Annotated in this window: 23 protein-coding genes; 13 read left to right on the forward strand and 10 right to left on the reverse strand. The window is 56.2% G+C overall.

What is annotated here, in order from left to right; all coding sequences use genetic code 11:
* Positions 1-96: 96 nt before the first annotated feature.
* Genes hisS through hisG form a run of 3 tightly spaced genes read left to right on the forward strand, consistent with a single transcriptional unit; the run spans position 97 to position 3,769 of the window.
* Positions 97-1,641, forward strand: coding sequence for a histidine--tRNA ligase (gene hisS, locus ACQY4Z_RS07975; RefSeq protein WP_428528203.1), 1,545 nt, complete (start codon positions 97-99; stop codon positions 1,639-1,641).
* Between the two features lies 1 nt (position 1,642).
* The gene (locus ACQY4Z_RS07980; protein WP_428528205.1) at positions 1,643-2,797 is read left to right on the forward strand and encodes an ATP phosphoribosyltransferase regulatory subunit; all 1,155 of its coding nucleotides are present in this window, start codon (positions 1,643-1,645) and stop codon (positions 2,795-2,797) included.
* Between the two features lie 3 nt (positions 2,798-2,800).
* On the forward strand, positions 2,801-3,769 hold the full coding sequence (gene hisG / locus ACQY4Z_RS07985) for an ATP phosphoribosyltransferase (RefSeq protein WP_428528207.1): 969 nt from the start codon (positions 2,801-2,803) through the stop codon (positions 3,767-3,769).
* A gap of 19 nt (positions 3,770-3,788) precedes the next feature.
* On the opposite strand, the gene ACQY4Z_RS07990 is transcribed toward hisG, so the two are convergent.
* On the reverse strand, positions 3,789-4,457 hold the full coding sequence (locus tag ACQY4Z_RS07990; RefSeq protein ID WP_428528209.1) for a DNA-3-methyladenine glycosylase I: 669 nt from the start codon (positions 4,455-4,457) through the stop codon (positions 3,789-3,791).
* Positions 4,458-4,596: 139 nt separating this feature from the next.
* Positions 4,597-5,352 carry a protein phosphatase CheZ gene (locus ACQY4Z_RS07995; protein ID WP_428528211.1) on the reverse strand — a complete coding sequence of 252 codons (756 nt, stop codon included), beginning with the start codon at positions 5,350-5,352 and terminating at the stop codon, positions 4,597-4,599.
* 256 nt (positions 5,353-5,608) lie between these two features.
* Between ACQY4Z_RS07995 and ACQY4Z_RS08000 the strand changes: the two genes are divergently transcribed.
* From ACQY4Z_RS08000 to clcA, 3 genes are all read left to right on the forward strand, one after another.
* The gene (locus ACQY4Z_RS08000; RefSeq protein ID WP_428528213.1) at positions 5,609-6,346 is read left to right on the forward strand and encodes a DUF2927 domain-containing protein; all 738 of its coding nucleotides are present in this window, start codon (positions 5,609-5,611) and stop codon (positions 6,344-6,346) included.
* Positions 6,347-6,594: 248 nt separating this feature from the next.
* Complete coding sequence (locus ACQY4Z_RS08005) at positions 6,595-7,365, forward strand: L,D-transpeptidase (protein WP_428528215.1); 771 nt, start codon at positions 6,595-6,597, stop codon at positions 7,363-7,365.
* A 177-nt stretch (positions 7,366-7,542) separates the two neighbouring features.
* Positions 7,543-8,880, forward strand: a complete 1,338-nt coding sequence (clcA, locus tag ACQY4Z_RS08010; protein ID WP_428528217.1) for a H(+)/Cl(-) exchange transporter ClcA — start codon at positions 7,543-7,545, stop codon at positions 8,878-8,880.
* 3 nt (positions 8,881-8,883) lie between these two features.
* On the opposite strand, the gene glcF is transcribed toward clcA, so the two are convergent.
* A complete protein-coding gene (gene glcF / locus ACQY4Z_RS08015) occupies positions 8,884-10,221 on the reverse strand; it encodes a glycolate oxidase subunit GlcF (RefSeq protein ID WP_428528219.1) in 1,338 nt (445 codons plus the stop codon).
* Positions 10,222-10,485: 264 nt separating this feature from the next.
* Here glcF and ACQY4Z_RS08020 point away from each other — a divergent pair, with 264 nt between their 5' ends.
* Positions 10,486-11,115: a hypothetical protein gene (locus ACQY4Z_RS08020; protein ID WP_428528221.1), complete on the forward strand. Its 630-nt coding sequence runs from the start codon at positions 10,486-10,488 to the stop codon at positions 11,113-11,115.
* 56 nt (positions 11,116-11,171) lie between these two features.
* Here the strand turns inward: ACQY4Z_RS08020 and glcE are convergent, their stop codons facing one another.
* On the reverse strand, positions 11,172-12,362 hold the full coding sequence (gene glcE, locus ACQY4Z_RS08025) for a glycolate oxidase subunit GlcE (protein ID WP_428528223.1): 1,191 nt from the start codon (positions 12,360-12,362) through the stop codon (positions 11,172-11,174).
* 9 nt (positions 12,363-12,371) lie between these two features.
* Positions 12,372-13,853 carry an FAD-linked oxidase C-terminal domain-containing protein gene (locus ACQY4Z_RS08030; RefSeq protein ID WP_428529486.1) on the reverse strand — a complete coding sequence of 494 codons (1,482 nt, stop codon included), beginning with the start codon at positions 13,851-13,853 and terminating at the stop codon, positions 12,372-12,374.
* 170 nt (positions 13,854-14,023) lie between these two features.
* Between ACQY4Z_RS08030 and ACQY4Z_RS08035 the strand changes: the two genes are divergently transcribed.
* Together ACQY4Z_RS08035 and ACQY4Z_RS08040 are read left to right on the forward strand one after the other, a co-directional pair.
* A complete protein-coding gene (locus ACQY4Z_RS08035) occupies positions 14,024-14,968 on the forward strand; it encodes a LysR family transcriptional regulator (protein WP_428528225.1) in 945 nt (314 codons plus the stop codon).
* A 136-nt stretch (positions 14,969-15,104) separates the two neighbouring features.
* Positions 15,105-15,503, forward strand: coding sequence for a c-type cytochrome (locus tag ACQY4Z_RS08040; protein ID WP_428528227.1), 399 nt, complete (start codon positions 15,105-15,107; stop codon positions 15,501-15,503).
* A gap of 63 nt (positions 15,504-15,566) precedes the next feature.
* Here ACQY4Z_RS08040 and ACQY4Z_RS08045 read toward each other — a convergent pair whose 3' ends face one another.
* Positions 15,567-16,949: a DUF3422 family protein gene (locus ACQY4Z_RS08045; protein WP_428528229.1), complete on the reverse strand. Its 1,383-nt coding sequence runs from the start codon at positions 16,947-16,949 to the stop codon at positions 15,567-15,569.
* 145 nt (positions 16,950-17,094) lie between these two features.
* Here ACQY4Z_RS08045 and ACQY4Z_RS08050 point away from each other — a divergent pair, with 145 nt between their 5' ends.
* From ACQY4Z_RS08050 to ACQY4Z_RS08060, 3 genes are all read left to right on the forward strand, one after another.
* Positions 17,095-17,871 (forward strand): FadR/GntR family transcriptional regulator, encoded by a 777-nt coding sequence (locus ACQY4Z_RS08050; protein ID WP_428528231.1) that lies wholly within the window; start codon positions 17,095-17,097, stop codon positions 17,869-17,871.
* A 16-nt stretch (positions 17,872-17,887) separates the two neighbouring features.
* Positions 17,888-19,024, forward strand: a complete 1,137-nt coding sequence (locus tag ACQY4Z_RS08055; protein ID WP_428528233.1) for an alpha-hydroxy acid oxidase — start codon at positions 17,888-17,890, stop codon at positions 19,022-19,024.
* Between the two features lie 184 nt (positions 19,025-19,208).
* Positions 19,209-20,120: a DMT family transporter gene (locus ACQY4Z_RS08060; protein ID WP_428528235.1), complete on the forward strand. Its 912-nt coding sequence runs from the start codon at positions 19,209-19,211 to the stop codon at positions 20,118-20,120.
* A 34-nt stretch (positions 20,121-20,154) separates the two neighbouring features.
* Here the strand turns inward: ACQY4Z_RS08060 and ACQY4Z_RS08065 are convergent, their stop codons facing one another.
* The gene (locus ACQY4Z_RS08065; protein WP_428528237.1) at positions 20,155-21,045 is read right to left on the reverse strand and encodes a LysR substrate-binding domain-containing protein; all 891 of its coding nucleotides are present in this window, start codon (positions 21,043-21,045) and stop codon (positions 20,155-20,157) included.
* Positions 21,046-21,146: 101 nt separating this feature from the next.
* Positions 21,147-22,022 carry a LysR substrate-binding domain-containing protein gene (locus ACQY4Z_RS08070; RefSeq protein ID WP_428528239.1) on the reverse strand — a complete coding sequence of 292 codons (876 nt, stop codon included), beginning with the start codon at positions 22,020-22,022 and terminating at the stop codon, positions 21,147-21,149.
* A 246-nt stretch (positions 22,023-22,268) separates the two neighbouring features.
* Between ACQY4Z_RS08070 and ACQY4Z_RS08075 the strand changes: the two genes are divergently transcribed.
* Positions 22,269-22,595, forward strand: a complete 327-nt coding sequence (locus ACQY4Z_RS08075; RefSeq protein WP_428528241.1) for a DUF1127 domain-containing protein — start codon at positions 22,269-22,271, stop codon at positions 22,593-22,595.
* An 84-nt stretch (positions 22,596-22,679) separates the two neighbouring features.
* Here the strand turns inward: ACQY4Z_RS08075 and ACQY4Z_RS08080 are convergent, their stop codons facing one another.
* A complete protein-coding gene (locus ACQY4Z_RS08080) occupies positions 22,680-23,438 on the reverse strand; it encodes a DUF937 domain-containing protein (protein ID WP_428528243.1) in 759 nt (252 codons plus the stop codon).
* Positions 23,439-23,578: 140 nt separating this feature from the next.
* Positions 23,579-24,952 carry a glutamate--cysteine ligase gene (locus tag ACQY4Z_RS08085; protein WP_428528245.1) on the reverse strand — a complete coding sequence of 458 codons (1,374 nt, stop codon included), beginning with the start codon at positions 24,950-24,952 and terminating at the stop codon, positions 23,579-23,581.
* Positions 24,953-25,100 lie beyond the last annotated feature (148 nt).

Raw genomic sequence — 25,100 nt, forward strand, 5'->3', positions numbered from 1 at the left:
CTTTCGTCTAGGACAACCGGCAACATCACAAGACTTTTCCAGATGCGTTCGCCAAACGGTGCATGCGCGGAAAACCCGCCAGGACACAAAGATCTCATGGCCAAAAAACCAAACAAACTGAAGGCGCGCTTGCCGCGTGGCTTCGTTGACCGCTCTGCCGCCGATATCCGTGCCACAGACGAGATGCTGTCCAAGATCCGTCAGGTGTACGAAAGCTACGGGTTTGACCCGGTTGAAACACCGGCCTTCGAATACACAGACTGCCTTGGCAAATTCCTGCCCGATACAGACCGGCCGAATGCCGGCGTCTTCTCCGTACAGGATGATGACGAGCAATGGATGAGCCTGCGGTATGATCTGACCGCGCCGCTCGCCCGGCATGTCTCGGAAAACATCAACGAAATTCAGCTGCCCTACCGCACCTATCGCAATGGTTGGGTGTTCCGGAACGAAAAGCCGGGGCCGGGCCGGTTCCGCCAGTTCATGCAGTTCGACGCCGACACCGTCGGTGCACCAGGTGTCCAGGCCGACGCTGAAATGTGCATGATGATGGCGGACGCCATGGAAGCGCTTGGCATTCCACGCGGCCAGTACGTCATCCGCGTGAACAACCGCAAGGTTCTGGACGGTGTTTTGGAGGCCATTGGTCTCGGCGGTGAGGACGATGCAGAACGCCGTCTGGCTGTCCTGCGGGCCATGGATAAGTTCGACAAGTTTGGCACCGAGGGTGTTCGGCTTCTCTTGGGCGAAGGACGCAAAGACGAAAGCGGCGACTATACAGACGGCGCTAAACTATCAGCTCCGGCGATCGATGCCATTGTCGAAATTCTGGAAGCTTCTGCGATCGACGATCTGATCGATTACACAAACGATCTGACCTTCAAGACGGCCGCGCTGTCCAAGTTTGCGATCAACGAGAGTTTCGAGGCTGGCTTTCGCGAATTAAAACTGATCTCGGATCTTGTGACTTCCGCCGGTTACCAATCCGACCGAATCTCGGTCGATCCGTCTGTCGTCCGTGGCCTGGAGTACTACACCGGCCCAGTCTATGAGGCCGAACTCCTGTTCGACGTCACCAACGAAAAAGGTGAAGTCGTTCAGTTCGGTTCTGTGGGTGGTGGTGGCCGTTATGACGGGCTGGTCAAGCGCTTTACTGGCCGCGACGTGCCTGCAACCGGCTTTTCCATTGGCGTCTCGCGCCTGATGACCGCGCTGAAAAACCTTGGCAAGCTGCAGACTACCGATGTCGTGGCACCGGTGCTGGTAACCGTCATGGACGGCGACGCCGAGGCGCTCGGCCGCTATCAGAAAATGGTACAGGACCTGCGCCAAGCGGGTATCCGGGCCGAGATGTATCAGGGCAACTGGAAGAAGTTCGGCAACCAGCTGAAATACGCTGACCGGCGTGGTTGTCCGATCGCCATCATTCAGGGCTCGGACGAACGTGAGGCTGGAGAGATCCAGATCAAGGACCTGATCGAAGGCGCCCGGCTGGCCTCTGAATCAACAGACGTAGACAATGTCACGTGGCGTGAAAGCCGACCGGCTCAGGTCACGATAAAAGAAACGGATCTAATCGAGACCGTTCGCGGAATTTTGGCTGCGCAGGCCGAAGACCGCAGACAGGCAAACGGGGACTGATATGGCAACCGCGGGCGACACGACGGCTCTCGATCCAGCAAAAATTGATGCGGTCCTGAACTTGTTCCAGGCGGCCGGACACGCTCTGGTGTCACCGCCCATGCTCCAGCCGGCAAATGTTTTGCTTGATCTGATTGGTGAGGACATTCGCCGCCGCCTTTACTTGACACAAGGGGCAGACGGCGCGGATTTGTGCCTGCGGCCAGATTTTACAATCCCTGTTTGCCGTCACCACGTTGCCTATGGCGACAACGCCCTGCCGACGGGCTACTGCTACCATGGCCCTGTGTTCCGCCAGCGTCCGGACGGACTTGGCGAAATCCCGCAAATGGGCGCAGAAAGCCTCGGCCGTACTGATATTGCCGAAGCCGACGCTGACTTGTTGGCCCTGGCGATTGAAGCTCTGAGTACCTTCGGTCTTGAAGATGTCTCCATCCGGATTGGCGATGAGACGATTTTCGCAGCTGTACTAGCGGGGCTCGGTCTCCCAGCCGTATGGCAGCGCCGCCTGCGTGACCTTTTTGGCGAAACCGACAAATTGGCAGCAGCTGTCGAGCGGATGGCCGGTGGTACGACAAGCGACGACGAGACCCGCGACGTGCGCCTCGGTTTTCTGGCAGCGCTTGAGGGCGCTGATCCGAAGGCAGCACATGCAGTGGTCGAGGATCTCTTGTCGATTGCCGGGATTTCCGCCGTTGGCGGGCGGACACCTGCTGAAATCGCCGACCGCTTCCTGGAGCAAGCCGCTTTGACCCGCGGAACCGCAGGACACGGGAAGGCAGCGGATGCTCTCAAGAGCTATCTCGCGATCAAGACAGATGGTGCCAACGCGGTGTCGGCACTCAACGCCTTTGCGGCGGATTACGACCTGGACTTGAACCAACCGATTGCAGCGTTTGAGCAGCGTTTGGAAGCGTTGAAGGATAAGGGCATTGATCCGGCCCGGCTGGCGTTCGCGGCCGACTTCGGACGGCGGCTCGACTACTACTCTGGTTTCGTTTTCGAAATCCATGGCGACACAAGATCTCACGACGGCCCGCTCGTCGGCGGTGGCCGTTACGACAAACTGGTCACCCTGCTTGGGGCAAAAACGGATGTCCCGGCGATCGGATTTTCCATGTGGCTGGACCGGGTTGCAGCGCGGATCGGAGGCTAACCCATGAGCAAACTTGTGATCGCGGTTCCCTCAAAGGGCCGGCTTCAAGAGAACACACATGCCTTTTTCGGCCGTGCCGGCTTAAAGGTTACGCAACCGGGCGGGGCCAGGAATTATCGCGGTGCCATCAAAGGCCTGCCGTCGGTCGAGATTGCCTTCCTCTCCGCTTCTGAAATCGCCCGAGCACTGGCCGACGGTGCTGTCCATTTCGGGATCACCGGATTGGATCTGGTGGATGAAAACATTGCCGATCCGGCGAGCGCCGTCCACATCGTGACACCGCTGGGGTTTGGCCACGCCGATGTCGTGATAGCCGTCCCCAAATCCTGGATCGATGTGGAAAGCATGGCGGATCTCGGCGATGTTGCGTCAGACTTCCGAAACCGCCACGGCCGCCGCCTGCGGGTTGCCACCAAATACGTCAACCTGACCCGGGCTTTCTTTGCAAAACATGGCATCGCGGACTACCGCATCGTGGAAAGCGCCGGTGCCACCGAAGGCGCTCCTGCGGCTGGCTCTGCAGAACTGATCGTCGACATCACGTCCACCGGCTCAACCCTTCAGGCCAATAACCTGAAGGTCTTGTCTGATGGTGTGATGTTGATGAGCCAGGCCAATCTGGTAGCCTCCCTCAATGCTGACTGGTCGGAAACGGCCCTCAGCGGGGCTCGGGAAATCCTCGACCGGGTCGCAGCTGAAGAAGCCGCGCGTAATGTGAAACTGGTCAAGGCTGTGGTCGATGACCGGACACAAGCGCTTCGGGCGGTTAGCAATGTCGGCGCGATCCAGCGGTTCTCGGAATCGGGGTCGACCGGTTATGTAAGCGTGTTGTGCCCGAAGGACGCTGTCGCTGCATGTGCAAAATTGCTGATCGCGGAGGGCGCAGACACCGTGACGGTGGAGACACTGGATTACGTATTTTCGAAAGACAATCCGCTATTTGCGCCGCTGAAGGAAAAGGTTGGCGGATAACAGCCAACCCAAACACGCTTCACCGCGGCCGCTTGAATGTTCTGCGTGCCCCTTCCACGGGTTCCCGGCAGCAGCACCCATCCAGGTGATCGTTGACCATGCCCATGGATTGCATAAAGGCATATACTGTGGTTGGGCCAACGAAGCTCCAGCCCCGTTTTTTGAGGTCTTTTGAAAGCGCAGTGCTTTCTTCTGTTTTTCCAAGTGTCTTGGCGACCGCGAAGGTGATTTCTGATGGCCGGTTTTCCGGCTTTGGCTCGTAAGACCAGAAATAAGCCGCCAGAGATCCGTATTCCTTTTTCAACTCGATCGCGCGTTTGGCATTGTTGATCGTGGACTCGATTTTTTTGCGGTGACGGACAATCCCGGCATCGGCTAAGCACCGTTCAACATCGGCTTCCGAAAATTTCGCAACTTCTTCAAATTCAAAGTTGGCAAAAGCCGCCCGAAACCCCTCGCGCTTGCGGAGGATCGTCAACCAAGACAAGCCAGACTGAAATCCTTCCAGGCAGATTTTTTCAAAGAGACGCCGGTCATCATCCACCGGCCAGCCCCACTCCGTGTCGTGGTAATGCAAATAGTCTGGCAAATTGCCATGCCACCAGCAGCGCTGCTTGCCATCGGCCCCAAGGAGCAGACCGGTCTCCGGATCCCGCTCTGCCTTGATGGTTAGTCCTGCCTCGACCATTGCGCCTCTCAATTATTCACGTTTTGTTCCAATCCATTTGCTACACGAGATGGCGGCGAGGTGCAATCCGAGACTCCGGTGTGCAGTCAACAAAAAACCCGGCTCAATGGCCGGGTCTCGTAGATCTTGTGGACAGTATTTAAGCGAAGAGCGCGTCGATGTCGTCCTGGGTTGCAACATCGATATCGGATTCCAGTGCCGGGCCATTGAGCAGCGCGGCGTCGCCTTCTGCGGCTTTGGCTTCTTCAACTTCAATGTCCTTGAAGCTCTCAATGCCGCCCCAGATGTCCATCATCTGGATAATGCGATCTTCAACGAAGCGCAGTGTACCGACTACTTTTGTAATCCGCTGACCGGTCAAATCCTGGAAGTTACAGGCCTCAAAGATCTGGATTACGCGGTCCTGGATGTCACCGGCAAGCTCTGAGTCCTGCCCGTTAAGACGGGCGGACAGAGTGTTCGCGGTTTCATCAATGAACTCGGCTGCTGACAGAATGCTTTCTGTCGCGCCTTCTGTCCCGACCACGACCGCATCAAGCTCGTTCGTCACGCGAGTCATATCCTCGCCTTCCGAACCGGTCTTCTGGTGCAGGGTTGCGATTTCCTTCTTGGTCTGGGCGATCGCTTCATAGATCGCGTCCAGTTCCACCTTGAGCTTTGCCGCCTCCGAAAGCTCCTTGCGAAACTCGGACATGAACTTCTGGCTCATGGCTTCCGGGTCAAGTGCAGCTTGTTGCTGCTGACCTTCGCCCGATTGGATCATCGCCTTCAAGGTCGAGAGTTCAGCTAAAACTTCCTGATGCCGACGCTCTTCGGCAAACGCAGGGTCCGTGTTCGATACGGATTCCATACGTATTAAGGTTTCCGCTCGGAAGGATCGTTTCACAGCGGTCATACCTACTCCCGTCCCTGGCCCCTGCAGGCTTGTTCTCATAACGCTTCGGTCCTTATACCGACGGAAGCTTAAGGAATTGTTTTTTCGATACTAACAACATCGGCCAATGGTTTCCCGCATTGGTTACAAGGCGGCGCACTCGCACCCTGCCAACACTGCCTAGAACAGAAACAAGCTGGTGCCGGTTGAAGATCGCATCCCGGTATTGGGCTGGACAAGTTGCCGGGGGCGTGATCTGAATTCGGCATAGATCGGAGTGAAGTCCATTGCAGCGAACATGATGCGCAAGATCCTGATTTTCATGGCAATGTTGGCTTTGTCGGCAAGCATGCCAGGCCGGGCGTCGAGTGAAGCCTTTACGACCGAAGACATCATGTTCGGATTTGAACAGACTGTCTTCGGTCTTGAACATCGCAGTTGGGGATGGCGGCCTTACCTGGTCAAAAAATTCACGACACCGGTCCGCTTTTATATCCATAACCTTGCACGCCGGGACCGAACGGCCACAGTCCGCCGCTTTGTAAAGGAGATTGACCGGCGGGTGAGCGGTTTGTCTGCCACGGTGGTCAGGCGGCCAGCAGACGCAAATTTCGAGATCTATGTTGTTGACCGAAAACAATACAAACCGGTGGTGCGGACCGATATTTACAAGAACCCGAAGGCAAAGGTTCCAGGGCGATGCCTGGTCCGTGTCATTTCAGGCCGGAACGGCATAAAGCGATCAGCAGCGGTGATTGTTTCTGATGAAGGCGAATTCCTGTTTCAGCGCTGCCTTGTGGAAGAAGTGCTGCAGGGGCTTGGTCCCATGAATGACAATCACAAACTGGTGCATTCGGTCTTTAACGATTCCTCGCGTCACAACCGATTTACGGTGTTCGACCAGATCATTTTGAACATGCTTTACGACCCGCGGATCAAGCCGGGCATGTCGGTGAAGCAAACACAAGACATTCTGCTTCAAATCGCGCGCGACGCCCGCAGACGCGTGCGTTAACCATCCTTTCATCAAAACCTTCATGTTCTCAATGGCAAGAAAATCGCTCTGAGAAGTACGTCATTCATCTTAAGTTTCGATTCATCTCGTTCTTCAACCAACAACTAACCATAAATGCCGAATGTCGGCACCAGATGCCGTTGATTCATCTTTGGCACAGCCCGCACACCTATCATCGTTGCCAATCCGTTAACCGGCGGGGCGAAAGTTCCGCTGAACGTGGTTATCCATAAGTAACGAGTTGTGCCATGTTCTCATTGTCTAAATCCGTGCCTGTCGCGGTGATTGCTGCTGGTCTCGCCTTTGTGGCCAGCGGGTTTGCGTCCGGTCCTGCCGCAGCTGGCCAGGTGTCACCACCGCCGCTCGTCTTGAGCCCAAATCTCACCGAACCGTGGATGCTGCAGCTCCAGCCGCGTGTGCAGCGGCGCACCGCTGCCCCCACGCGGCGGCAAATTCAGCAGCCTCGGGTTCAACGCCAGGTCCAGCAGCCGCGTGTCCAGCGCGCCAATTGGTGGTCCCCGCGTCAACAACCCGTTCGGCAGCAGCAACAACCGCGTGCTCAGACCCGCCAGGTCGCCCCGCAATTTTTGCCGACGATCGTCAGCTACGACAGCAAGTACAAGCCGGGCACGATCGTGATCGACACAAATGCCCGGTATCTTTACCTCATCCAGAACGATGGAACCGCACGTAGGTATGGAGTGGGGGTCGGCAAACCGGGCTTTGAATGGGCCGGGTCGCACAAGGTCACCCGCAAGGCCGAGTGGCCGGATTGGCGCCCACCGGCGGCCATGCGCAAACGGCGCCCGGAACTGCCGGTCTTCATGGCTGGCGGACCGGACAACCCGCTTGGCGCACGCGCCCTTTATCTTGGCTCGACACTCTACCGGATCCATGGCTCCAACCAGCCTTGGACGATCGGGCACGCCGTCTCCTCCGGCTGCATCCGGATGCGCAATGAAGATGTCATAGATCTTTATGAGCGTGTCGGCGTTGGCACAACGGTGCACGTCATCTAAAGGCGATTACTCGCAGCAGTCATCCGAAACGCGCGGCTTCAGCTGCGCGTTTTTGCGTTTGAGCGGGTACGGCCTGCGATCGACTTCTTGCTGCAACAGCGGTATCGGTGCGAAACTATGCTCATCGATCCGCCGCAATTAGACTTCGGCCTCTCGCATACTCTTGGAAACCCAACTTTGCTGAAAACCTCAGACACTCCATACTTTCTGAAGGCTGCTCTTGTTGGGATTCTTGTCGGCGGTCTGGCCACAAGTTTCCACTCCGGTGTGGAAATTCTCATCTCGACCTATGCCAACCTGCGCGCGAGCATCGGCTCGGGCATGCTGACTTATGTCGTCTCAGCGGTCGTCTCCGCAGTTTGCGTCACCGGAGCCTTTTTTCTCGTCGCCCGCTTTGCCCCAGAAGCCGCTGGCAGCGGCATCCAGGAAATTGAAGGAGCGATGGAAGACAAACGCCCGCTGCATTGGGCACGGGTTCTCGTAGTGAAATTTTTCGGCGGCCTGCTCGCGCTCGGCTCCGGTTTGGTTCTCGGCCGCGAAGGGCCAACCATTCATATGGGCGCGATGACCGCAGAAGCGCTTTCCAGATCACAAGGATTGCAATCGGCAGACCACAAGGGGCTGCTCGCGGCAGGTGCAGCGGCAGGGCTGGCGGCGGCGTTCAATGCACCGCTCGCAGCAATCCTCTTTATCGTCGAAGAAACCCGCCGGCAGTTTCCCTTTGGATACCGGACATACATGGCCGTCATCATCGCATCGATCCTGAGCGCAGCCATCACCGAACAATTGACGCATATTGGGCCCCCGCTTCTCATTGAAGTCACTTACATCCCGGTCTGGAGTTTTCCCCTTCTTGGGCTCTTGGGCGTGTGCCTCGGGTTCCTGGGCGTCTTTTTCAATTGGGCGCTCTTAAGGGTTATGGACCTCTTCCACTCCATCCCGAAGGGCGCGCGCTGGATACCTGCCATGATGATTGGCGCTGCGACCGGCATATTGTTGGTTGCCTTTCCCGATGCGACGGGTGGCGGCGAGGATCTCGTCCGGGATCTCGTCACCAAGGATTACGGTATTCTCGCGCTACTGCTGCTGACCTTGTTCCGGTTCGGCGGCGTGCTCTTTTCGTATGCCTCGGGTGTGCCGGGCGGGATATTTGCCCCGATGCTCTCGATTGCGACCTGCGCGGGGTTGGCATTCGGAGTGATCACGACAGACATCATTCCGGTCGGCGATGCCGATTTCAAAGCTGCCTGCGCAATTGCGGCCATGGGTGGTTTTTTCGCAGCTTCCGTTCGCGCGCCCCTGGTCGGCGTGGTTCTGGTGATGGAGCTCACAGGTGCTTATGCGTTGATCCTGCCGGTGCTCGTAACCTGTACCGTTGCAGCTTTGACCGCCCACCATATCGGTGGACGACCTATCTATGAACAGCTGCTGGAGCGCACCTTGAGGCTTGCCGGACAGGCCCCGGATGCTGAGCCGGACAAAACCCCGGTCCAACTTGGCACTCGAAGAAGCTGAGGCTTATTCAGCCGCCTGAAGACCTTGCTGAAGTCCAGACAAGGCTTCGGGCTCCGGCCCGCCATAGGCCCAGTCGAGCAGCTCGGCGGTGTGCACGATCGGAATTTCTGTGCCGAGGCCAATTTGCGTCATGCAGCCGATGTTGCCTGTGGCAATCAGGTCCGGTTTGGTCTTCATGATATTGGCAACCTTGCGTTCCCGCAGTTTTCCGGCAATTTCCGGCTGGAGAATGTTGTAGGTCCCGGCGGATCCGCAACACAGATGGCCCTCAGGTACGTCCTTGACGGTGAAACCAGCTGCTTTCAATAGCTGTTTTGGCTGCTGCGTGATCTTCTGGCCGTGTTGCATCGAGCACGCCGAATGGTAGGCAACTGTCAGGCCAGGTTGGATGTCCGGCACGCCAAGATCTGCTTCAGCCAAGAACTCAGTGATGTCTTTTGCGAGCGCAGAGACCTTTGCGGCTTTTTCCGCGTAAGCCGGGTCCTCACGAAGCATATAGCCGTAATCCTTGATGGTCGTGCCACATCCCGAGGCCGTGATAAGGACTGCGTCGAGACCCTTGGTTTCCATCTCCCGCGTCCAGACATCAACATTCCGGCGCGCATTTTCCAAGGATGCATCTTCCTTGCCCATGTGGTGTACCAACGCGCCGCAGCAGATTTCTCCTTCAGGCAAGACAACCTCGTAGCCCTTGCGTTTCAGAATTCGAATCGCGGCATCGTTGATACCCGGGTTCAGCACCGGCTGCGCGCAGCCGGACAGCAGGGCTACCCTGCCCTTCCTGTCAGGAGTTTCCGCTTGGAATGTTCCGGGCCCTTCCATGGTCCCGCGCATCGGAGCGCGGGCGGGTGCCAACTCCAACATGGCGCCCATCTTTGCGACCGGCCCACCCATCCTTTTCAAGATCCCCGCAAAGGGCCTGCCAAAAAACGCCCCGATGAGAGCGAACCGGAACCGCTTTGGATAAGGAAGGACGAAAGCAAGAATTGAGCGCAACAAACGATCGCTCAAGGGGCGCTTGTAGGTGTTCTCGATGTGCACCCGGGCATGATCGACCAAATGCATGTAGTGAACACCGGACGGGCAGGTTGTCATACAGGCCAGACAGGACAAGCAGCGATCAATGTGCTTGACGATCTTCGCATCCGCCGGCCGGTCATTTTCCAGCATGTCCTTGATCAGGTAAATCCGGCCGCGTGGACTGTCGAGTTCGTCACCAAGAAGCGTGAAGGTTGGACAGGTCGCCGTGCAGAAACCGCAGTGCACGCATTTGCGAAGAATCTTCTCCGATTCCGCGACATGGCTGTCTTTCAACTGCTCTGCGGTAAAGTTCGTCTGCATGATACGTATCGTTCCCTCAACGGCCTCTTTCGGCAAGCATTGGCCCGTTATCTCTATTTGCGCGGATCGTAAGGACTGCGACTGAGTCAGACAAGGTACCTTTCCGTCACAACCGTTTCGCTTAGGCGGAAATGCCGCTTGGGAACCTTTTTTCTTCCACCTTCATATGAACCTGACCTAAATAGACCGCTCAGTTCCGGTTCAAGGCGCCACTCTTAATGTGATCATCAGTGGGCGAGAGAGAAACTCGTTAGGATGTGACTGATGATTAGAATGATTACCAAGACAGCAATTGTTGTCCTCACACTGGCCGGCTTGAGCGGCGGAGCGACGGCCAAGGATTGGATTGAAAAAGTCCAAGTGAAAAAGGATGGGATTGATGTCATCCCGGTTGAGGTGACCGCCAATTCCAACGCCTACACCGGCATTGCATCGAATTCTCACCGGTTCTTGTTGCGCCTTTACGGTAAAGCGACAAGCGGCAAAAGGATCGTTGCCATGAAGCTTGGCACCTTCAAGGGTGTCCGGTATTTCGAAGCTGATGGCGCGCTCTGGAGCAAAAGCTTTCAGCACCGCGATGTCGGTTCGGGGTCCAAAAGAACTGTCGCCACCACCTACAAACCGACTATTCCGGTGAACAAACTTCGTTGGCAGGGCTGGGACCCGCGTCAGGCCTGCGCTCTGAATATGGACAAGAAAATCAAGTCCGGCATGAGCAAATCGGAAGTCTTATCCAAAGAATGGATCACAACCGCAAAGGCCTATTTTGAGCTTGATGCTGTGGCTGCCAAGAAAGGCAAAGCCAAAAACAACAAATGGAACATCAAAAACACCACAAACCAACGCGATGGTTACGGGTATGAAGTTCGCGTCAAATGCCGCAAGAGTGTTTGATCGAAGTATGTCATGAATGGACTGGGCGGGATCCCTGCCCGCCCGGTCACTTCACGTTATCTGCCGGCAACCATACGTCCGGGATTCAGGATGCCCTTGGGGTCAAACTGTTCTTTCAAACGCGCCGACAGGGCTGCCAGGGGAGCCGGCTGCGGCATGAAGACGGGCAGACTTGTGCGCGTTGAGGCCTCCGCGCGAACCAATGTAGCGTGGCCCCCGCCAACGTTTTTAACGGCGCTGCGCACAAAGTCCGAGTGATCGTCTCCATCTTCACACGAGAACCAGACCAAACCGCCACTCCAATCATAAAGTGCCCGAATGTCGATCCGCTCCTTCAGCATGCGCACAAGTTGCGGTCCGCTGGTGGGAGCAACTGAGACTTTCCACACGGGTGTGTTCTTACCGGTAAACGGCTGCAAATCCCGAATTCCGCGCCAAAGATCGACGGACTGCTCTTCCGCGAGCCTTGAAACACTTCCCTGCCGGCCCAGCAGTTTTTCCAAGGTCTTGAAACGATAATCGACAGAGGTCTCGAACCCCTCCAACCGCAGAACGGTCCTGCTTTTCGATCCGCCTAAATCGAACGGCAGATGCGCTGCACCGGAGACCTCGGCCGACGAGCCCAGCGCGGCACACAACGCAGCTACACCGGCCTGGTCATCAAGCCCTTCGATCTGGAAAGTCGCAGAGGTTTCAGGCTTGGGATTCACCTTGAGGGTGACTTCCGTCGCTACCGCCAGGGTGCCGAAAGAACCGCACAGGGCACGCGGGAGATCATAACCCGTGACATTCTTGACCACCTTTCCGCCGGACACAAAAATCTCGCCACGGCCAGAGACGGCTTCCATTCCAAGGATATGGTCGCGCGCCGCTCCTGCCTTAATGCGCCGGGGGCCTGAAAGATTGGCCGCAAGCACTCCGCCGATGGTTCCCTTGCCGTTCTCTGTGCCAAACAAGGGACCATAGTCCAGTGGCTCGAATGACAACTCCTGCCCGTTGTCGTCCACAAGCTTCTCAACATCGGCAATCGGTGTGCCTGCCAAAACCGTCAAAACCAGTTCAGCCGGCTCATAACTGACGACGCCATTAAGGTCCGACAGATCCAGAACATGTGCGGTCTGAACCGGCCGGCCCAAGGCTCGCTTGGACCCTACTCCGATGACTTCCAAAGGCTGTTCTTCCGCCGCAGCCCATTTGACTGCGTCTTCTGTTTCGCGCGCAGTGCGCGGCTTCAATGCAGAACCCATCTATTAACCTCAGAACCGCGGGATATCTGGAAATGGCAACTGTCCCTTGTGAACATGCATCTTGCCAAGCTCCGCGCACCGATGGAGCACCGGGAACACCTTGCCCGGGTTCAAGAGATGTTTTTCATCAAAGGCACATTTAACGCGCTGCTGCTGTTTCAAGTCAGCTTCTGTGAACATGTCCGTCATCAGATCACGTTTTTCAATGCCAACGCCATGTTCGCCGGTCAGGACACCACCGACCTCAACACACAGTCGGAGAATGTCGGCACCGAATGCCTCCGCGGCATCGAGTTCACCGGGTTTGTTGGCGTCATACAGAATGAGCGGATGCAGATTGCCGTCGCCGGCGTGAAAAACATTGGCAACGCCAAGCCCGTGTTTCTCAGACAGTTCACGCATTCGGGCCAAAACCTTGGGAAGTTCCCGGCGCGGGATCGTTCCGTCCATGCAAAGATAATCCGGCGAGATTCGCCCTACAGCCGGGAACGCTGCCTTTCGGCCCGCCCAGAAGGTCATGCGCTCCTCTTCGCTCTCGGAGATCCGAAGATGGCTGGCGGCGTTGGCCTTGGCGATTTCCTCGACACGTCCGATAAGGTAATCGACTTCGCGCTCCGGACCGTCCAGCTCGACGATCAAAAGCGCTTCCACGTCCAGCGGATATCCTGCATGCACGAAGTCTTCCGCCGCGTGGATCGCCGGTTTGTCCATCATTTCCATGCCACCTGGAATGATGCCCGCACCGATGATCTCCGCAACGCAGCGCCCTCCGTCTTCGCTGGTCGGGAACCCAATAAGTAAGGCGCGGGCTGTCTCCGGTTTTTGCAGAATTCTAACGGTGACCTCGGTCACCACACCAAGAAGACCCTCAGATCCGGTCATGAGCCCCAAAAGGTCATATCCTTCGCTGTCGAGGTGCTTGCCACCCAAGCGAATGACCTCGCCTGTGATCAGGACCATCTCGAGCCCAAGAACGTTGTTGGTGGTCAAGCCGTATTTCAGGCAATGCACACCGCCGGAGTTCTCGGCAATGTTCCCGCCGATGGAACAGGCAATCTGGGATGACGGATCCGGTGCGTAATAAAAGCCTTCATGCTCAACCGCACGCGTGATCCCGAGATTTGTAACGCCCGGCTGAACAACGACAGCGCGGTTGTCGAAGTCTATATCGAGCACCTGATTGAATTTCATCATCGATAGGAGAACGCCATCTTCAAGCGGCAATGCGCCGCCTGACAACGAGGTGCCAGCACCGCGCGGTACCACCTTAACATTGTTCTCATGACAGTATTTCAGGACCTTCGACACCTGGTCGACGGTCTCCGGGAGAGCAACTATCAAAGGCAACTGGCGATAAGCTGTGAGTGCATCGGTCTCGTAAGCCCGCATTTCACGCTCATCGTGTATGACACCTTCACCGGGTATAATAGCCTGCAAAGCCTTGACAATTTCCTGTCGCCGATCGAGTACGCCCTGGTCCGGAGCGGGCATTGCAATTGCAGTCACGGGCGGTTCCCTTCCCTTTCGCGGACCCTATTTGATCCACATGAGCCATCGGTGCGTAAAAACGCTTACATCCCTAATTGTTCCTGAGTCTGGCAGATTTCAGACGCAAGGAAAACGGTTAAAGGCACACAAGTTGTCTTTCTGAGAGTTTGAAAATGAGCAATCTGACTGACATGGAGATTTTCGCAAGGGTCGTTGGCGCAGGCAGCATGTCGGCGGCGGGCCGCGAGATGAACCTATCACCAGCTGTCGTTTCCAAACGGATCCGCCGATTAGAGGAAAAGCTGGGCAGCCGCCTGCTCCAACGCACGACCCGCCAAATTGCGATGACAGAAGCCGGCCAAGGATTTTACGAACGGGTTATTGCGATCCTCGCTTCGGTTGAAGAAGCGGAGTCCTTTGTCTCGCGTGGGTCGGCCAAAGCGCGAGGGAACCTAAAGGTAGCCGTACCCACATCCTTCGGGCGACTACACATTGCCCCACATGTGGGCAAGTTTCTGACCAACAATCCGGATCTCTCCATCAATCTGGACTTGTCGGACGAGTTCGTTGACATCGTCGGCGAAGGCTACGACCTGGCGATCCGGATCGCGGAATTAAGTGATTCCAGCCTTGTCGCACGCCGTCTTGCGCCGGTTCACCGTATTTTGTGTGCAAGCCCAGACTATCTTGAAAGGTATGGCACGCCGGAGTCAATTGATGACCTCCTTGCCAATCACGTGACATTGGCCGCGGCCAATCAGGATCCGTGGCGTCTGGCAGGCCCGAACGGCATTGAGACCGTGCGGACGCAATCGCCGGTCAAAACAAACTCAAGTGAAGTGGTGCGTGAATGCCTTTTGTCAGGCGTCGGAATTGCTTTGAGATCGACTTGGGACATCGGACCGGAGTTACGTGAGGGAAAGCTGCAAATCCTTCTTCCTGAGTACAGAGCCTCCAAAGATGTGGGGCTTTATGCCGTATACCCAAGTCGGCAGTTCCTGCCTGCGAAGGTTCGGGTGTTTATTGACTTTCTTGCCGCCCTTTACGGCTCTTCGCCTTACTGGGATGCCGGTCTGGAGGATTGGTTACACCGGCCGAGAACTGCGAAAGCGAGCTGAGGGAGCAGTTTTCGCCGTTTGAGTCTGGAGCATCTGCGGCTTGGTTCTGCCTGCGACGGCACGTCGCTTGCATCCAAACGCAACATACTGTTGATTTGTGAAGGGGCAGGCATTGCCCAATTTGAGGGAGATACACATGAAGCGAATGCTGATGATCGCCGGCACTGCGCTAATTGCATTTACCGCACACGCCAGCGCTGAGGGCGACCCGGCCAAGGGCGAAAAAGTATTTAGAAAGTGCGCGGCTTGCCATGCCGTTGGCGAAGACGCCAAGAACAAAGTCGGCCCGCAGCTCAACGGTGTCGTCGGACGCGCCTGGGGCACGATTGACGGTTATAAGTACTCAGCAACCCTGATGGAAGGTGCTGGTGAGGGCCGCGTATGGGATGTTGAAACCCTTGACGCCTATCTGCTGAAACCACGCGACGTTATCCCGAAGGGCCGTATGGCTTTTGCTGGTCTTCGTAAGGACGCAGATCGCGCCGATGTCATTGCATATTTGGCACAATACAGCGAAGACGGCACAACCAACTAAGCTGTTAAATAGGTTGAATTCAAAAAAGGCCGGGTCTTGGATCCGGCCTTTTCTTTTTGTGCATCACACGTCGTCTTTGTCTTGTGTGACGTGATGTGCCCGTATTCTGCGCACCATCCACCAAATGAACAAAACAACAATTGGTACAGCTATTGCCGTGGTGACTGAGGGCTGCGGTAATGGCAGTCCAGATCCGCTTGCCCCTTTCGCAAGGTAGGAAAACAGCCCCACGATGTAATAGCTGACCGCGGCGACAGACAAACCTTCAACTGTCTGCTGCAGACGCAATTGCAGCCGTGCCCGCCTGTTCATGGATTCCAGAAGTGAGCGGTTTTGCTGTTCCAGATCCACATCAACCCGCGTGCGCAGCAAATTGGTCGCTCTTGCTAACTTGCGCGACAGCATCGCCTGACGATCTTCAATAGCCTGACAAGTGCGCATCGCAGGCGACAACCTGCGGGACAAGAAAGACGACATCGTCAACTCGCCTGGCATGGCCTCTTCCTGGAGGGCAGACAATCGGATTTTCACAATCTCATAATAGGCGCGGCTTGCGCCAAAGCGGAAGGTGCTCGCAGTTGCACCCGCCTCAAGGGAGGCCGCAAGTTCGGTAAATTTGTTTAGCAAGTCGCGATTGCTGTCGAGACCAGCCGCTGTTTTCATTTGTTCGGTCAAATCGGCAAGCTCTATCTCAAACTTTCGAATGTCGGGTGACAGAGTGTTCGCCTCGAACAGGCCCAGCATGGCCAGTGTTCGATAAGTCTCGAGTTCCAGAAGCCGTTGAACAATCGCCCCGGTCTGCACGTCGCTCATGGAGTGGTTCAACACCAGAAAGCGGGATAGCCCATCGCCGTCCTGGCGGAAGTCCGTTGCAACGGTCGCTTGCCCCCGCTCCAGCGACGAGACCGTCAAGCTGCCTTCTTCGAAGGTGGGCCGCCAGCGGCTTTCATCAATCTCGTCCCGCAACTCAAGACGCACAGCAACGAGCAGCTCGCCCGGAGCCCGGAAAGCTGCTCCGAAGGGGTGACCAGCCGGGGGCGCGCCAAACAAGTGTTCAATATCCGCAGAACCATCCCAGGTGTAGGTGGTGAATTCCGCGTGCTGCTCCCAGCTCAAGTGGCCTTCCCCAAACTCCAAGGTATGATAACGGCCACCGTCTGCCGGACCGGGAACGCCTCGGGATGTACCGAATTCCTTCAGCCATTCCTTGTCAGCTGCCGCCTCATCACTGTTGGTCAGAAAGGCGTAGTGGAGAACCGTTCGCGGGGTCGCAAGTGGCCGGAAAGGCCGCGCGTGAACTTCACCGAGAACTTTTTGCCGTAAAGGCGAAGCGCGGAATGTGGGCAATGCCCCACCGGTTTCCAGGTTGTTTTCCAACGACAGCCCCTCCTTGCGCTCAACAGCCGGTACAGCATGGCGGTTTCGATTGCTCAAGACCACAGGCATTTTGAGATTCTTGAAAGATGACATAAGCGCACGTGCGGCCTTTTTTGGCTTGTTTGCATCGACAGCAACCTCAAAATTGGATAAATTATTTGACCAATTTTCGGATTTCGATTAGTTTCGCGTCGATACAACAGCGAAAAAACCGATGTTTCAGCCAATCAACACCCACAAAACTGCCGACGCAGCTGTCAATCAAATTGAAGAACTGATCCTCAAAGGAGTCCTTCAATCCGGTGACCGGCTCCCGGCGGAACGCGTGTTGGCAGAGCAGCTTCATGTGTCCCGACCCGTGTTACGGGACGCACTAAAAACTCTTGAAGACCGGGACCTTATTGAAGCACGTCAGGGGGGCGGAACATTTGTTTGTGACCTCATTGGGCCGATCTTTTCCGAAGCAATCGTGCAACTGATTTCCCGGCACCCGTCTGCGGTAAGCGACTATTTTGATTTCCGCCGTGGCATTGAGGGTCAAGCCTCAGCTATGGCGGCGATGCGCGCAGCCCCGTCGGACATTCGCAGACTGAACGACATCGTTGACCAGATGGAGACAGCATTTGCGGCGGAAGATCTCCACCTGGAGGGCCGCCTGGATGTCGGCTTCCACCATGCAGTTGGGGAAGCTGCACATAATGTGGTGTTGCTGCACACGCTTCATTCCTGTTACCGGCTGTTGGAAAATGGCGTTTTTTACAATCGAGACCGTCTCTACCATCACCCATCGGCACGGAAAGAGGTCTTGAAACAGCACAAGGCGATTTTTCAAGCAATCGCCGCGGGGGACCCAAAACTCGCACAGCGCTGTGCGGAAGAACACATCGACTACGTTCGCGCCACACTCGCTGCTACGGAACAGCAGGATCAGCGCGAGAAACTGGCCGGCCTGCGCCGGTCCCAAGCATCCGATCGAGCGGTCAAGAAATAGGTCAGGGGAACGAGTAATGCCGATTGTAACTGATGTCGCCGATATGCAGGCTCTTGCCAAACGGCGAGTCCCAAAAATGTTTTATGACTATGCCGACACGGGTTCCTGGACCCAAAGCACCTATTGGGACAACGAGGCGGCATTTCAGCGGCAAAAGCTGCGCCAGCGCGTTGCGCGCAACATCGACAACCGATCGGTCAAAACAACCATGATCGGGCAGGATGTCGCCATGCCTGTGGCACTCGCGCCGGTCGGGTTGACCGGGATGCAGCATGCGGACGGTGAAATTCTGGCGGCACAGGCCGCCGAGGAGTTCGGGGTCCCCTTCACGCTTTCAACCATGAGCGTATGCTCCATCGAGGATGTTGCCGAACACACTAAAAATCCATTTTGGTTTCAGCTCTATGTGATGCGCGACCGAGGCTTCTCTGAAAACCTGATGCAACGCGCTCACACGGCTGGCTGTTCGGCCCTCGTCCTGACACTGGATCTTCAAGTTCTTGGTCAACGCCACCGCGACATCAAGAACGGGCTCAGCACGCCGCCAAAACCAAAGCCGCATGTACTCGTTGATCTTGCCTTCAAGCCACGCTGGTGCTGGAACATGCTGCAAACCAAGCGGCGCGAGTTCGGCAACATCGTAGGTCATGTTTCCGGTGTTGAGGATATGACTTCGCTTGCCGAATGGACGGCCAGCCAGTTCGACCCGACGCTAGACTGGTCGTCAGTCGAGTGGGTCAAAAAACACTGGGACCGTAAACTGATCCTGAAAGGCATTAACGACGTTGAAGATGCCAGGATTGCAGCGGATCTCGGTGCAGATGCGATCGTTGTGTCGAACCACGGCGGCCGGCAGCTGGATGGTGCCCTCGCCTCCTATGACATCTTGCGGGACATTGTCGATGCGGTCGGCGACAAGATCGAAGTTCATGTCGACGGTGGAATCCGCTCCGGCCAGGACGTCTTCAAGGCTGTCGCAATGGGAGCCCACAGCACCTACATCGGGCGTGCCTTCATCTACGGTCTTGGCGCCATGGGCAAGCCTGGCGTCCGTCAAGTCCTTGAGATCATGCACAAAGAACTCGATGTCACCATGGGCCTATGTGGCGAAACTGACATCAAGAAGGTTGGTAGACACAATCTTGTGCTTTAGGGTTTCCCGAAGCTTGGCCTAACGGAAAAATCTGCGCCGCTTGAGGATGATGCACCACCAGGCGGCGCATACCGTGACCTCCCCAATCATTCATAAAGCTGATTATCTTATCAAAAACTGTCATTTGCGCTGAAGTATTCTTGAGCTCAGATTGTGCATGTTCCTGCACAAACGAGTATCTTCCATGAGCATTGCCCAGCCAACGCTGAACCGGTCCAGTATGGACTCCACCGACCTTGGCCTCTACGCCGTCACCGTTTTTGCCTGGGGCTTCAGCTGGATTGCGATGAAAGGGCAGATTTCTGGTGTAGCCCCGGAAGTATCGGTGTTCTGGCGTTTCGTCGTTGCCGCTGCGATTATGATGACCTGGGTGCGGTTAAGAGACTATCCATTGAGCTTTCCGCTGAAGGATCACTTTCGCTTCGCTGGACTCGGCGCGCTCTTGTTCTCCACGAACTTCACCCTGTTCTACTACGGAGCGGGCTATCTTCCGTCCGGGCTTTTGGCCGTTGTGTTTTCAACCGCCTCTGTCTTCAACGTATTTCTGGGACTTGTCCTCTTCCGGCAACGCCCGAGCGCACTCACTCTTACCGCTGGTTTTCTTGGCGTTGCAGGCATTGCGCTGATGTTTTTGCAAGAGATGGCCGGAACGCAGTTTGATACAAACACCGCGATCGGGCTGGTTTTTTGTATCTGCGGCACTCTATCGTTCTGCTTCGGCAACATGTTGGCCGCTGATACCCAACGCCGCGGGATTGGAGTTATGCCGGCAACCGCCTGGGGCATGGTTTATGGGATGGTATTTCTTGGACTGTTTTCCGCAATCCGTGGTCAGAGTTTTGCCGTTAACTGGACCCTGCCTTATATCGTCAGCCTGGTCTATCTGGCTTTGATCGCCTCAGTCATCGCGTTAACCTCATATCTGACACTCCTTGGACGGATCGGTTCTGCCCGGGCTGGCTACGCCACAGTGTTGTTTCCGATTGTCGCGCTGGCTCTGTCAACGATCTTTGAAGGCTATCATTGGACCCCGCTGGCAATCGGTGGCCTCGCCTGTGTCATTGGCGGCAATGTCATGATGCTGCGCACCCGATAGATAAGATTTCAAAAGTGATCCGGGAAACGAAGAGTTACTCAGCCGCCTCGCGAGAGGACACGGTCCCCACATTGCCAATGGCGGCGATGATGTGATTGCACAGCCGGTCATGCATTGGCAGGCGGGCGTTGTCTGAACGCAGCATGGCAATATCACAATGCGGCAACGCCGGGAAACCGTCCCTCTCGTCCAGAATGCGCATGCCATCCCGGATAGCGCTTTCGGGAAACACCGTTAGCGCCAGTCCAGCTTGCACAGCCCCGATCAGGGCAGAGCCGCTCGCGCTCGTATAGGACACGCGGTACTGGCGTCCGGCGCGGTCCAAAGCATCCATGGACAACCGGCGCCAGCTGCAGCTGGACGGGCCAAGGGCAAGCCGCAGAACGTCTTGTGTATGCGCACAGTGTTGTTCCGATGTGACCCAATAGAGAGGTTCACGCCGAATGATCTCACCGCGCAACTCGCTGGTGTCACCCGATGTCGTGATGGCTACATCGAGTTCATTGTTCCGCACCGCGGCTGTCAACTTCGCGCTGCTGGTGCACTCAACCTGAACCTCAATGGAAGGATTGAGCCGGTTGAACGCGGCGAGCACTTGGGGCAGCAGTCGATCAGCATAGTCATCAGGAACGCCCAGCTTGACGAAACCGAGTTCTTTCTTGCCGTTAAACGCCAGTAAGGTTTCGTCATTCAACTGGATCATGCGGCGGGCATATTCCACCAGCCGCAAACCTTGTTCAGTCAATCGCGACTGCCGGCCATCTTTGAGGAAAATGGGTTGACCGACCCGTTCTTCCAGGCGGCGCATCTGCATGGAAACTGCGGACTGTGTTTTGTGAACGGCTTCTCCAGCTTTTGTGAAACTGCCGAGCTCGGCAATTGCGAGAAAGGTCCTAAGCTGATCAATATCCAGCGCGTGGCTCATGAAGCCCTCCTGTATGGACACAAAACACAGTCACAAGCCCATCACAAAATATGATTAATTACCTTTTCTTACATCAATTCCTATGGCACTTCAATTCATGATCATTCCGCCGCCTGCGGAACGGAAAGGTTGTCGAGTGACGACATGATGTGCTCCACCAAGGCATCTGTCACACGGGAATTATTGTGCCAGGAGCGCATGATGCCAATCTCGCAGTCCGGCAGCCTTGGAAACCCATCCGCTTCTGTCAGAACACGCATTCCGGAACGAAGAGCAGATTCCGGTAGAACAGAAATCGCAAGGCCGGCCAAAACTGCGGCGCCAACGGCAGTGGAATTCCAACTGGAATACAAAAGCCGGTACTCCCGCAGCTGATCCTCCAATGCGCTCAATGCAGCCTTTCGCCAATCGCATGTTGCCCGGCCCAATGCCATCGGCAGAACCGCCTCGTTTTCCGTTGCATGGCGCGCGGACGCGACCCAAAGCAATGGCTCGCGGCGAAGGATATCAACGTTTTTGCGGCCTTTTTTTTGTACGTGCGTGATGATCGCCACATCAAGCTCGCCCTCGCCGATCATATCCGCAAGGTTCGGCGTCGGCGCGCATACAACACTCACTTCGGCCTTTGGATTGGACCTTGAAAACCTTGCGAGGATCTCTGGTAGAAACCGGTCAGCGTAATCATCCGGTGTGCCCAAACGAACAAGGCCGGCAAGTTCTGTGTCGTCAAAGGCCGCAAGCGTTTCGTCGTTCAGCTGCACAAGCCTACGGGCATAGTGCAGAAGACGTTCCCCGTGCTCGGTCAGGCGGGACTGCCGCCCGACACGAACAAACAGCGGTTTTCCGATCCGCTCTTCAAGCCGCCGCATTTGCATGGAGACTGCAGATTGGGTCTTGTGCACGTTGTCAGCAGCCTTGGTAAAGCTTCCGCTTTCTGCAATGGCAACAAATGTCCGCAGCTGATCCAAGTCTAACATGCCGCTTCACCGATAATTTCTGAAGATTCAAAATCGGACCCAAGCCATCCAAATTGGCTCGAATCCGGGAGTTTTTCCAAAGACACAGCCTTCATATCACAATATCTGATTATTCATATCAAAAACATTCGTTGGAATAATGGATTAATTCATCGCATTTAGAGCGTGTTCCAAACAAAGGACGGCCCCAAGGGCGCGGAACAAGCAGCCGGAAATTCCTCCGGCGGCTCACAGGAGAATTACGCCATGTCACATATCGCACACCACCCCATTTTCGCTCTTTCCGGGCAGCTGGTTGCCCGTGCCCTGCGCGTGTTCAAGAACCGCCGCCAAATGGGCAAGCTCTCGGAGTTGAGCGACGCAGCATTGAAGGACATTGGACTGACCCGAAGCGATGTTCGACGAGCCATCGCGCTACCGGTTCACACCGATCCGGTACCTTTTTTGACGCAGATGGCCAACGGGCACTGCACTGCCGCACTGCAGTCTATGCCCCGTGCCGCCAACGAGGGTCCCAAAGCTCCGAGACTGACAGTTATTCCGGCACATCCCCGGCCGGAAATCGCAGCTTGATTGGAAACTTATTAGCAGCCCCTGTCGGCAAGCCTTGCTGACGTCAACTGACCCGCCTTTTTGGCGGGTCTTTTTTTGTTCTTCTTATTTGCCGAGGTTTTTGGTTGCAGTTGCGAAAAAATCGTCAAACGCCTTGAATTGGCTGGACTGCAGGTCTCGCCCCGCCGACATCCAACCGGACACCATTTCATCGAATTCCGACGCCTCGTCTTCCTCGACCTCTTCATCGACCAGATCGTCTTCGAGCTCCGGCTCCAGCTCAGCTTCTTCCTCAGCATCGCGCGCCGCGGCAGGTTGCAGGAACGACCCCCAAAAGGCGTTCATTGCTTCCGTGTACCCTTGAAGGTAATCGATTGGGGCTGGCGCCCGTTTTGGCCGCCCGCGCGCAAAGCCGCGTAGGTAGGCATCCAAAAGAACCTGAGCCTCGCCTTGCAGGAAGGGTCTTGCCGCTTGCCCAAAGGCAAGTGTTGCCGCAACCGGCATCAACTCCTGCACAGCGTCTCGTTGAACCCCGGTCATCGTGGAAATCTGCGCAGCAACGGCCTGCTGAACGGCTTCCGGACCGAAGAATGGCGTCAGGGATTGTTGTGTGGGGGCTTGGAAGAATTTTGCATAGTCAGCAAAAGGATTGCCGGAACCGGCTGACAGTTGCGCTGCCTGAGCAAACCAGTCTGGCATGCTTTTGCTCGGCGTACCGAAATGCTGAAACCCGGACAGCGCGGCAGGCATCAGATGTTCCATGACACGATTAAGGTCGTCATTGGACCAGCCAAAGCGCTCTTGCATATCTTTGCTCAAGGAGAAGATATCGAACGGCGGCGCCGCCTTGTCATGTGCTGTCATCACGCTGCCTCGACTGTCTTGCGCAAGGCCCTGAGAAACAAGGCTATCTCGCTCACAGTGACTGCTTCACGGCAGAACGTCAATTGATCCCGGCAAAGCTTTTGCCGGGATAAGAAAAACCACTTAGGCTTTTGAGAGGATCAGTAAGCGTAATCCCGGAAGATCTGCGAGAGATCTCCGTTCCACGATCCGTTGTACCGCTGAAGAAGAATGTCGGCCGGGCACATGCCTGCTGCCAGACCTTCCTCAACGGGTGCCAGATGGACCCGTTCATCCAGGTCGCCATCACTCATGCGCGCGCGGCGTTTGAGGCCTTCTTGAGACAACGCCAAGACGTCCTTGGCTACATCCAGCACGGTTCCAGTGCGGAACGGTGTCTGCAATGCGGTTTCCGGCACACCTGCCCGCAACGCTGCTCGCTCTTCTGCTGTCCAGTCTTTCACCAGTTCAAACGCCTGATCCAAAACACCGGTGTCGTAGAGCAGTCCGACCCACAAGGCCGGCAGCGCGCATATCCGCCGCCATGGGCCTCCATCGGCACCCCGCATTTCGATGTATTTCTTCAGCCGCACATCCGGGAACAAGGTCGACAAGTGGTTGTTCCAGTCACCAAGGCTCGGACGAGCATCCGGGATCTTGCCCTCAAGTGCCCCATTCATGAAGGCCCGGAACGTGGTTCCGGTGACATCGTGATATTCAGTGCCCCGCTTAACGAAATACATCGGCACATCCAGCGCCCATTCGACATAGCGTTCAAAGCCGAAGCCGTCGTCAAAGGCAAAGGGCATGTCGCCCGTGCGGTCCATGTCCGTATCGGTCCAGATCTGGGCCCGGAACGACTTGAAGCCATTCGGCTTGCCGTCGGTGAACGGGGAATTGGCAAAGATTGCCGTCGCGATAGGCTGGAGCGCCAGACCGACACGCATCTTTTTGACCATGTCCGCTTCTGTTTCAAAATCCAGGTTCACCTGGATCGTCGACGTGCGGTACATCATGTCGAGACCAAGGGATCCGACCTTCGGCATGTAATTTGTCATGATGTCGTAGCGCGACTTCGGCATGCGCGGCATGTCTGCCCGGGCCCAGGTTGGCGCCATTCCAATACCCAGGAAACCGACCCCCAGCGGCTCTGCAACCTGACGGACATGGGCCAGGTGCTGGTTGGCTTCGCGGCAGGTCTGGTGGAGATTGTCGAGCGGCGCGCCGGACAATTCGAACTGGCCACCTGGTTCGATGGAGATCGCACCGCCGCCCTGATCATCGGCGAGGCCAATGATCTTTCCAGCGTCTTCGATCCGTTCCCAACCGAGTAGGCGCTCCATGCCTTCCAGCACAGCTTCGACGCCATTGGCGCCGCCGTAGGGGATTGGCGAATTGTCTTTTATATTGAAGCCGAACTTCTCGTGTTCGGTCCCGATCCTGAAATCGCTAGTCGGCTTGCAACCTGCTTCCAGTGTTGCCGCCAGATCAGCGACGGTTTCAATCGGTGTGGCATCGACCGTATCGCGGGCCATACAACCATCCTTCAGTGTTTGCGGTGCAAATCATAAGGAGCCCAGCCCCCTTAAAACCGCGATGATCCGATGCCTTTTCCGGCGTTTATGAGTTCCGGTGATTTAGGAGTCTTGAAAGTAGAATGCAAGCGCAGATGCAACACGCAGG

The sequence above is a fragment of the Roseibium sp. genome (genome assembly GCF_965276855.1).
Taxonomy (GTDB): Bacteria; Pseudomonadota; Alphaproteobacteria; order Rhizobiales; family Stappiaceae; genus Roseibium.

Coding starts and splice junctions, on each gene's coding strand:
- ACQY4Z_RS08080 (WP_428528243.1), bottom strand. CDS start 23,438: ATGACAGCACATGACAAGGCGGCGCCGCCGTTCGATATCTTCTCCTTG.
- ACQY4Z_RS08060 (WP_428528235.1), top strand. CDS start 19,209: ATGAGCATTGCCCAGCCAACGCTGAACCGGTCCAGTATGGACTCCACC.
- glcE (WP_428528223.1), bottom strand. CDS start 12,362: ATGGGTTCTGCATTGAAGCCGCGCACTGCGCGCGAAACAGAAGACGCA.
- ACQY4Z_RS08005 (WP_428528215.1), top strand. CDS start 6,595: ATGTTCTCATTGTCTAAATCCGTGCCTGTCGCGGTGATTGCTGCTGGT.
- ACQY4Z_RS08065 (WP_428528237.1), bottom strand. CDS start 21,045: ATGAGCCACGCGCTGGATATTGATCAGCTTAGGACCTTTCTCGCAATT.
- hisS (WP_428528203.1), top strand. CDS start 97: ATGGCCAAAAAACCAAACAAACTGAAGGCGCGCTTGCCGCGTGGCTTC.
- ACQY4Z_RS08085 (WP_428528245.1), bottom strand. CDS start 24,952: ATGGCCCGCGATACGGTCGATGCCACACCGATTGAAACCGTCGCTGAT.
- ACQY4Z_RS08035 (WP_428528225.1), top strand. CDS start 14,024: ATGAGCAATCTGACTGACATGGAGATTTTCGCAAGGGTCGTTGGCGCA.
- ACQY4Z_RS07990 (WP_428528209.1), bottom strand. CDS start 4,457: ATGGTCGAGGCAGGACTAACCATCAAGGCAGAGCGGGATCCGGAGACC.
- ACQY4Z_RS08030 (WP_428529486.1), bottom strand. CDS start 13,853: ATGCCCGCTCCGGACCAGGGCGTACTCGATCGGCGACAGGAAATTGTC.
- ACQY4Z_RS07980 (WP_428528205.1), top strand. CDS start 1,643: ATGGCAACCGCGGGCGACACGACGGCTCTCGATCCAGCAAAAATTGAT.
- glcF (WP_428528219.1), bottom strand. CDS start 10,221: ATGCAGACGAACTTTACCGCAGAGCAGTTGAAAGACAGCCATGTCGCG.
- ACQY4Z_RS08055 (WP_428528233.1), top strand. CDS start 17,888: ATGCCGATTGTAACTGATGTCGCCGATATGCAGGCTCTTGCCAAACGG.
- ACQY4Z_RS08045 (WP_428528229.1), bottom strand. CDS start 16,949: ATGCCTGTGGTCTTGAGCAATCGAAACCGCCATGCTGTACCGGCTGTT.
- ACQY4Z_RS08040 (WP_428528227.1), top strand. CDS start 15,105: ATGAAGCGAATGCTGATGATCGCCGGCACTGCGCTAATTGCATTTACC.
- ACQY4Z_RS08050 (WP_428528231.1), top strand. CDS start 17,095: ATGTTTCAGCCAATCAACACCCACAAAACTGCCGACGCAGCTGTCAAT.
- ACQY4Z_RS07995 (WP_428528211.1), bottom strand. CDS start 5,352: ATGACCGCTGTGAAACGATCCTTCCGAGCGGAAACCTTAATACGTATG.
- ACQY4Z_RS08070 (WP_428528239.1), bottom strand. CDS start 22,022: ATGTTAGACTTGGATCAGCTGCGGACATTTGTTGCCATTGCAGAAAGC.
- ACQY4Z_RS08020 (WP_428528221.1), top strand. CDS start 10,486: ATGATTAGAATGATTACCAAGACAGCAATTGTTGTCCTCACACTGGCC.
- ACQY4Z_RS08075 (WP_428528241.1), top strand. CDS start 22,269: ATGTCACATATCGCACACCACCCCATTTTCGCTCTTTCCGGGCAGCTG.
- hisG (WP_428528207.1), top strand. CDS start 2,801: ATGAGCAAACTTGTGATCGCGGTTCCCTCAAAGGGCCGGCTTCAAGAG.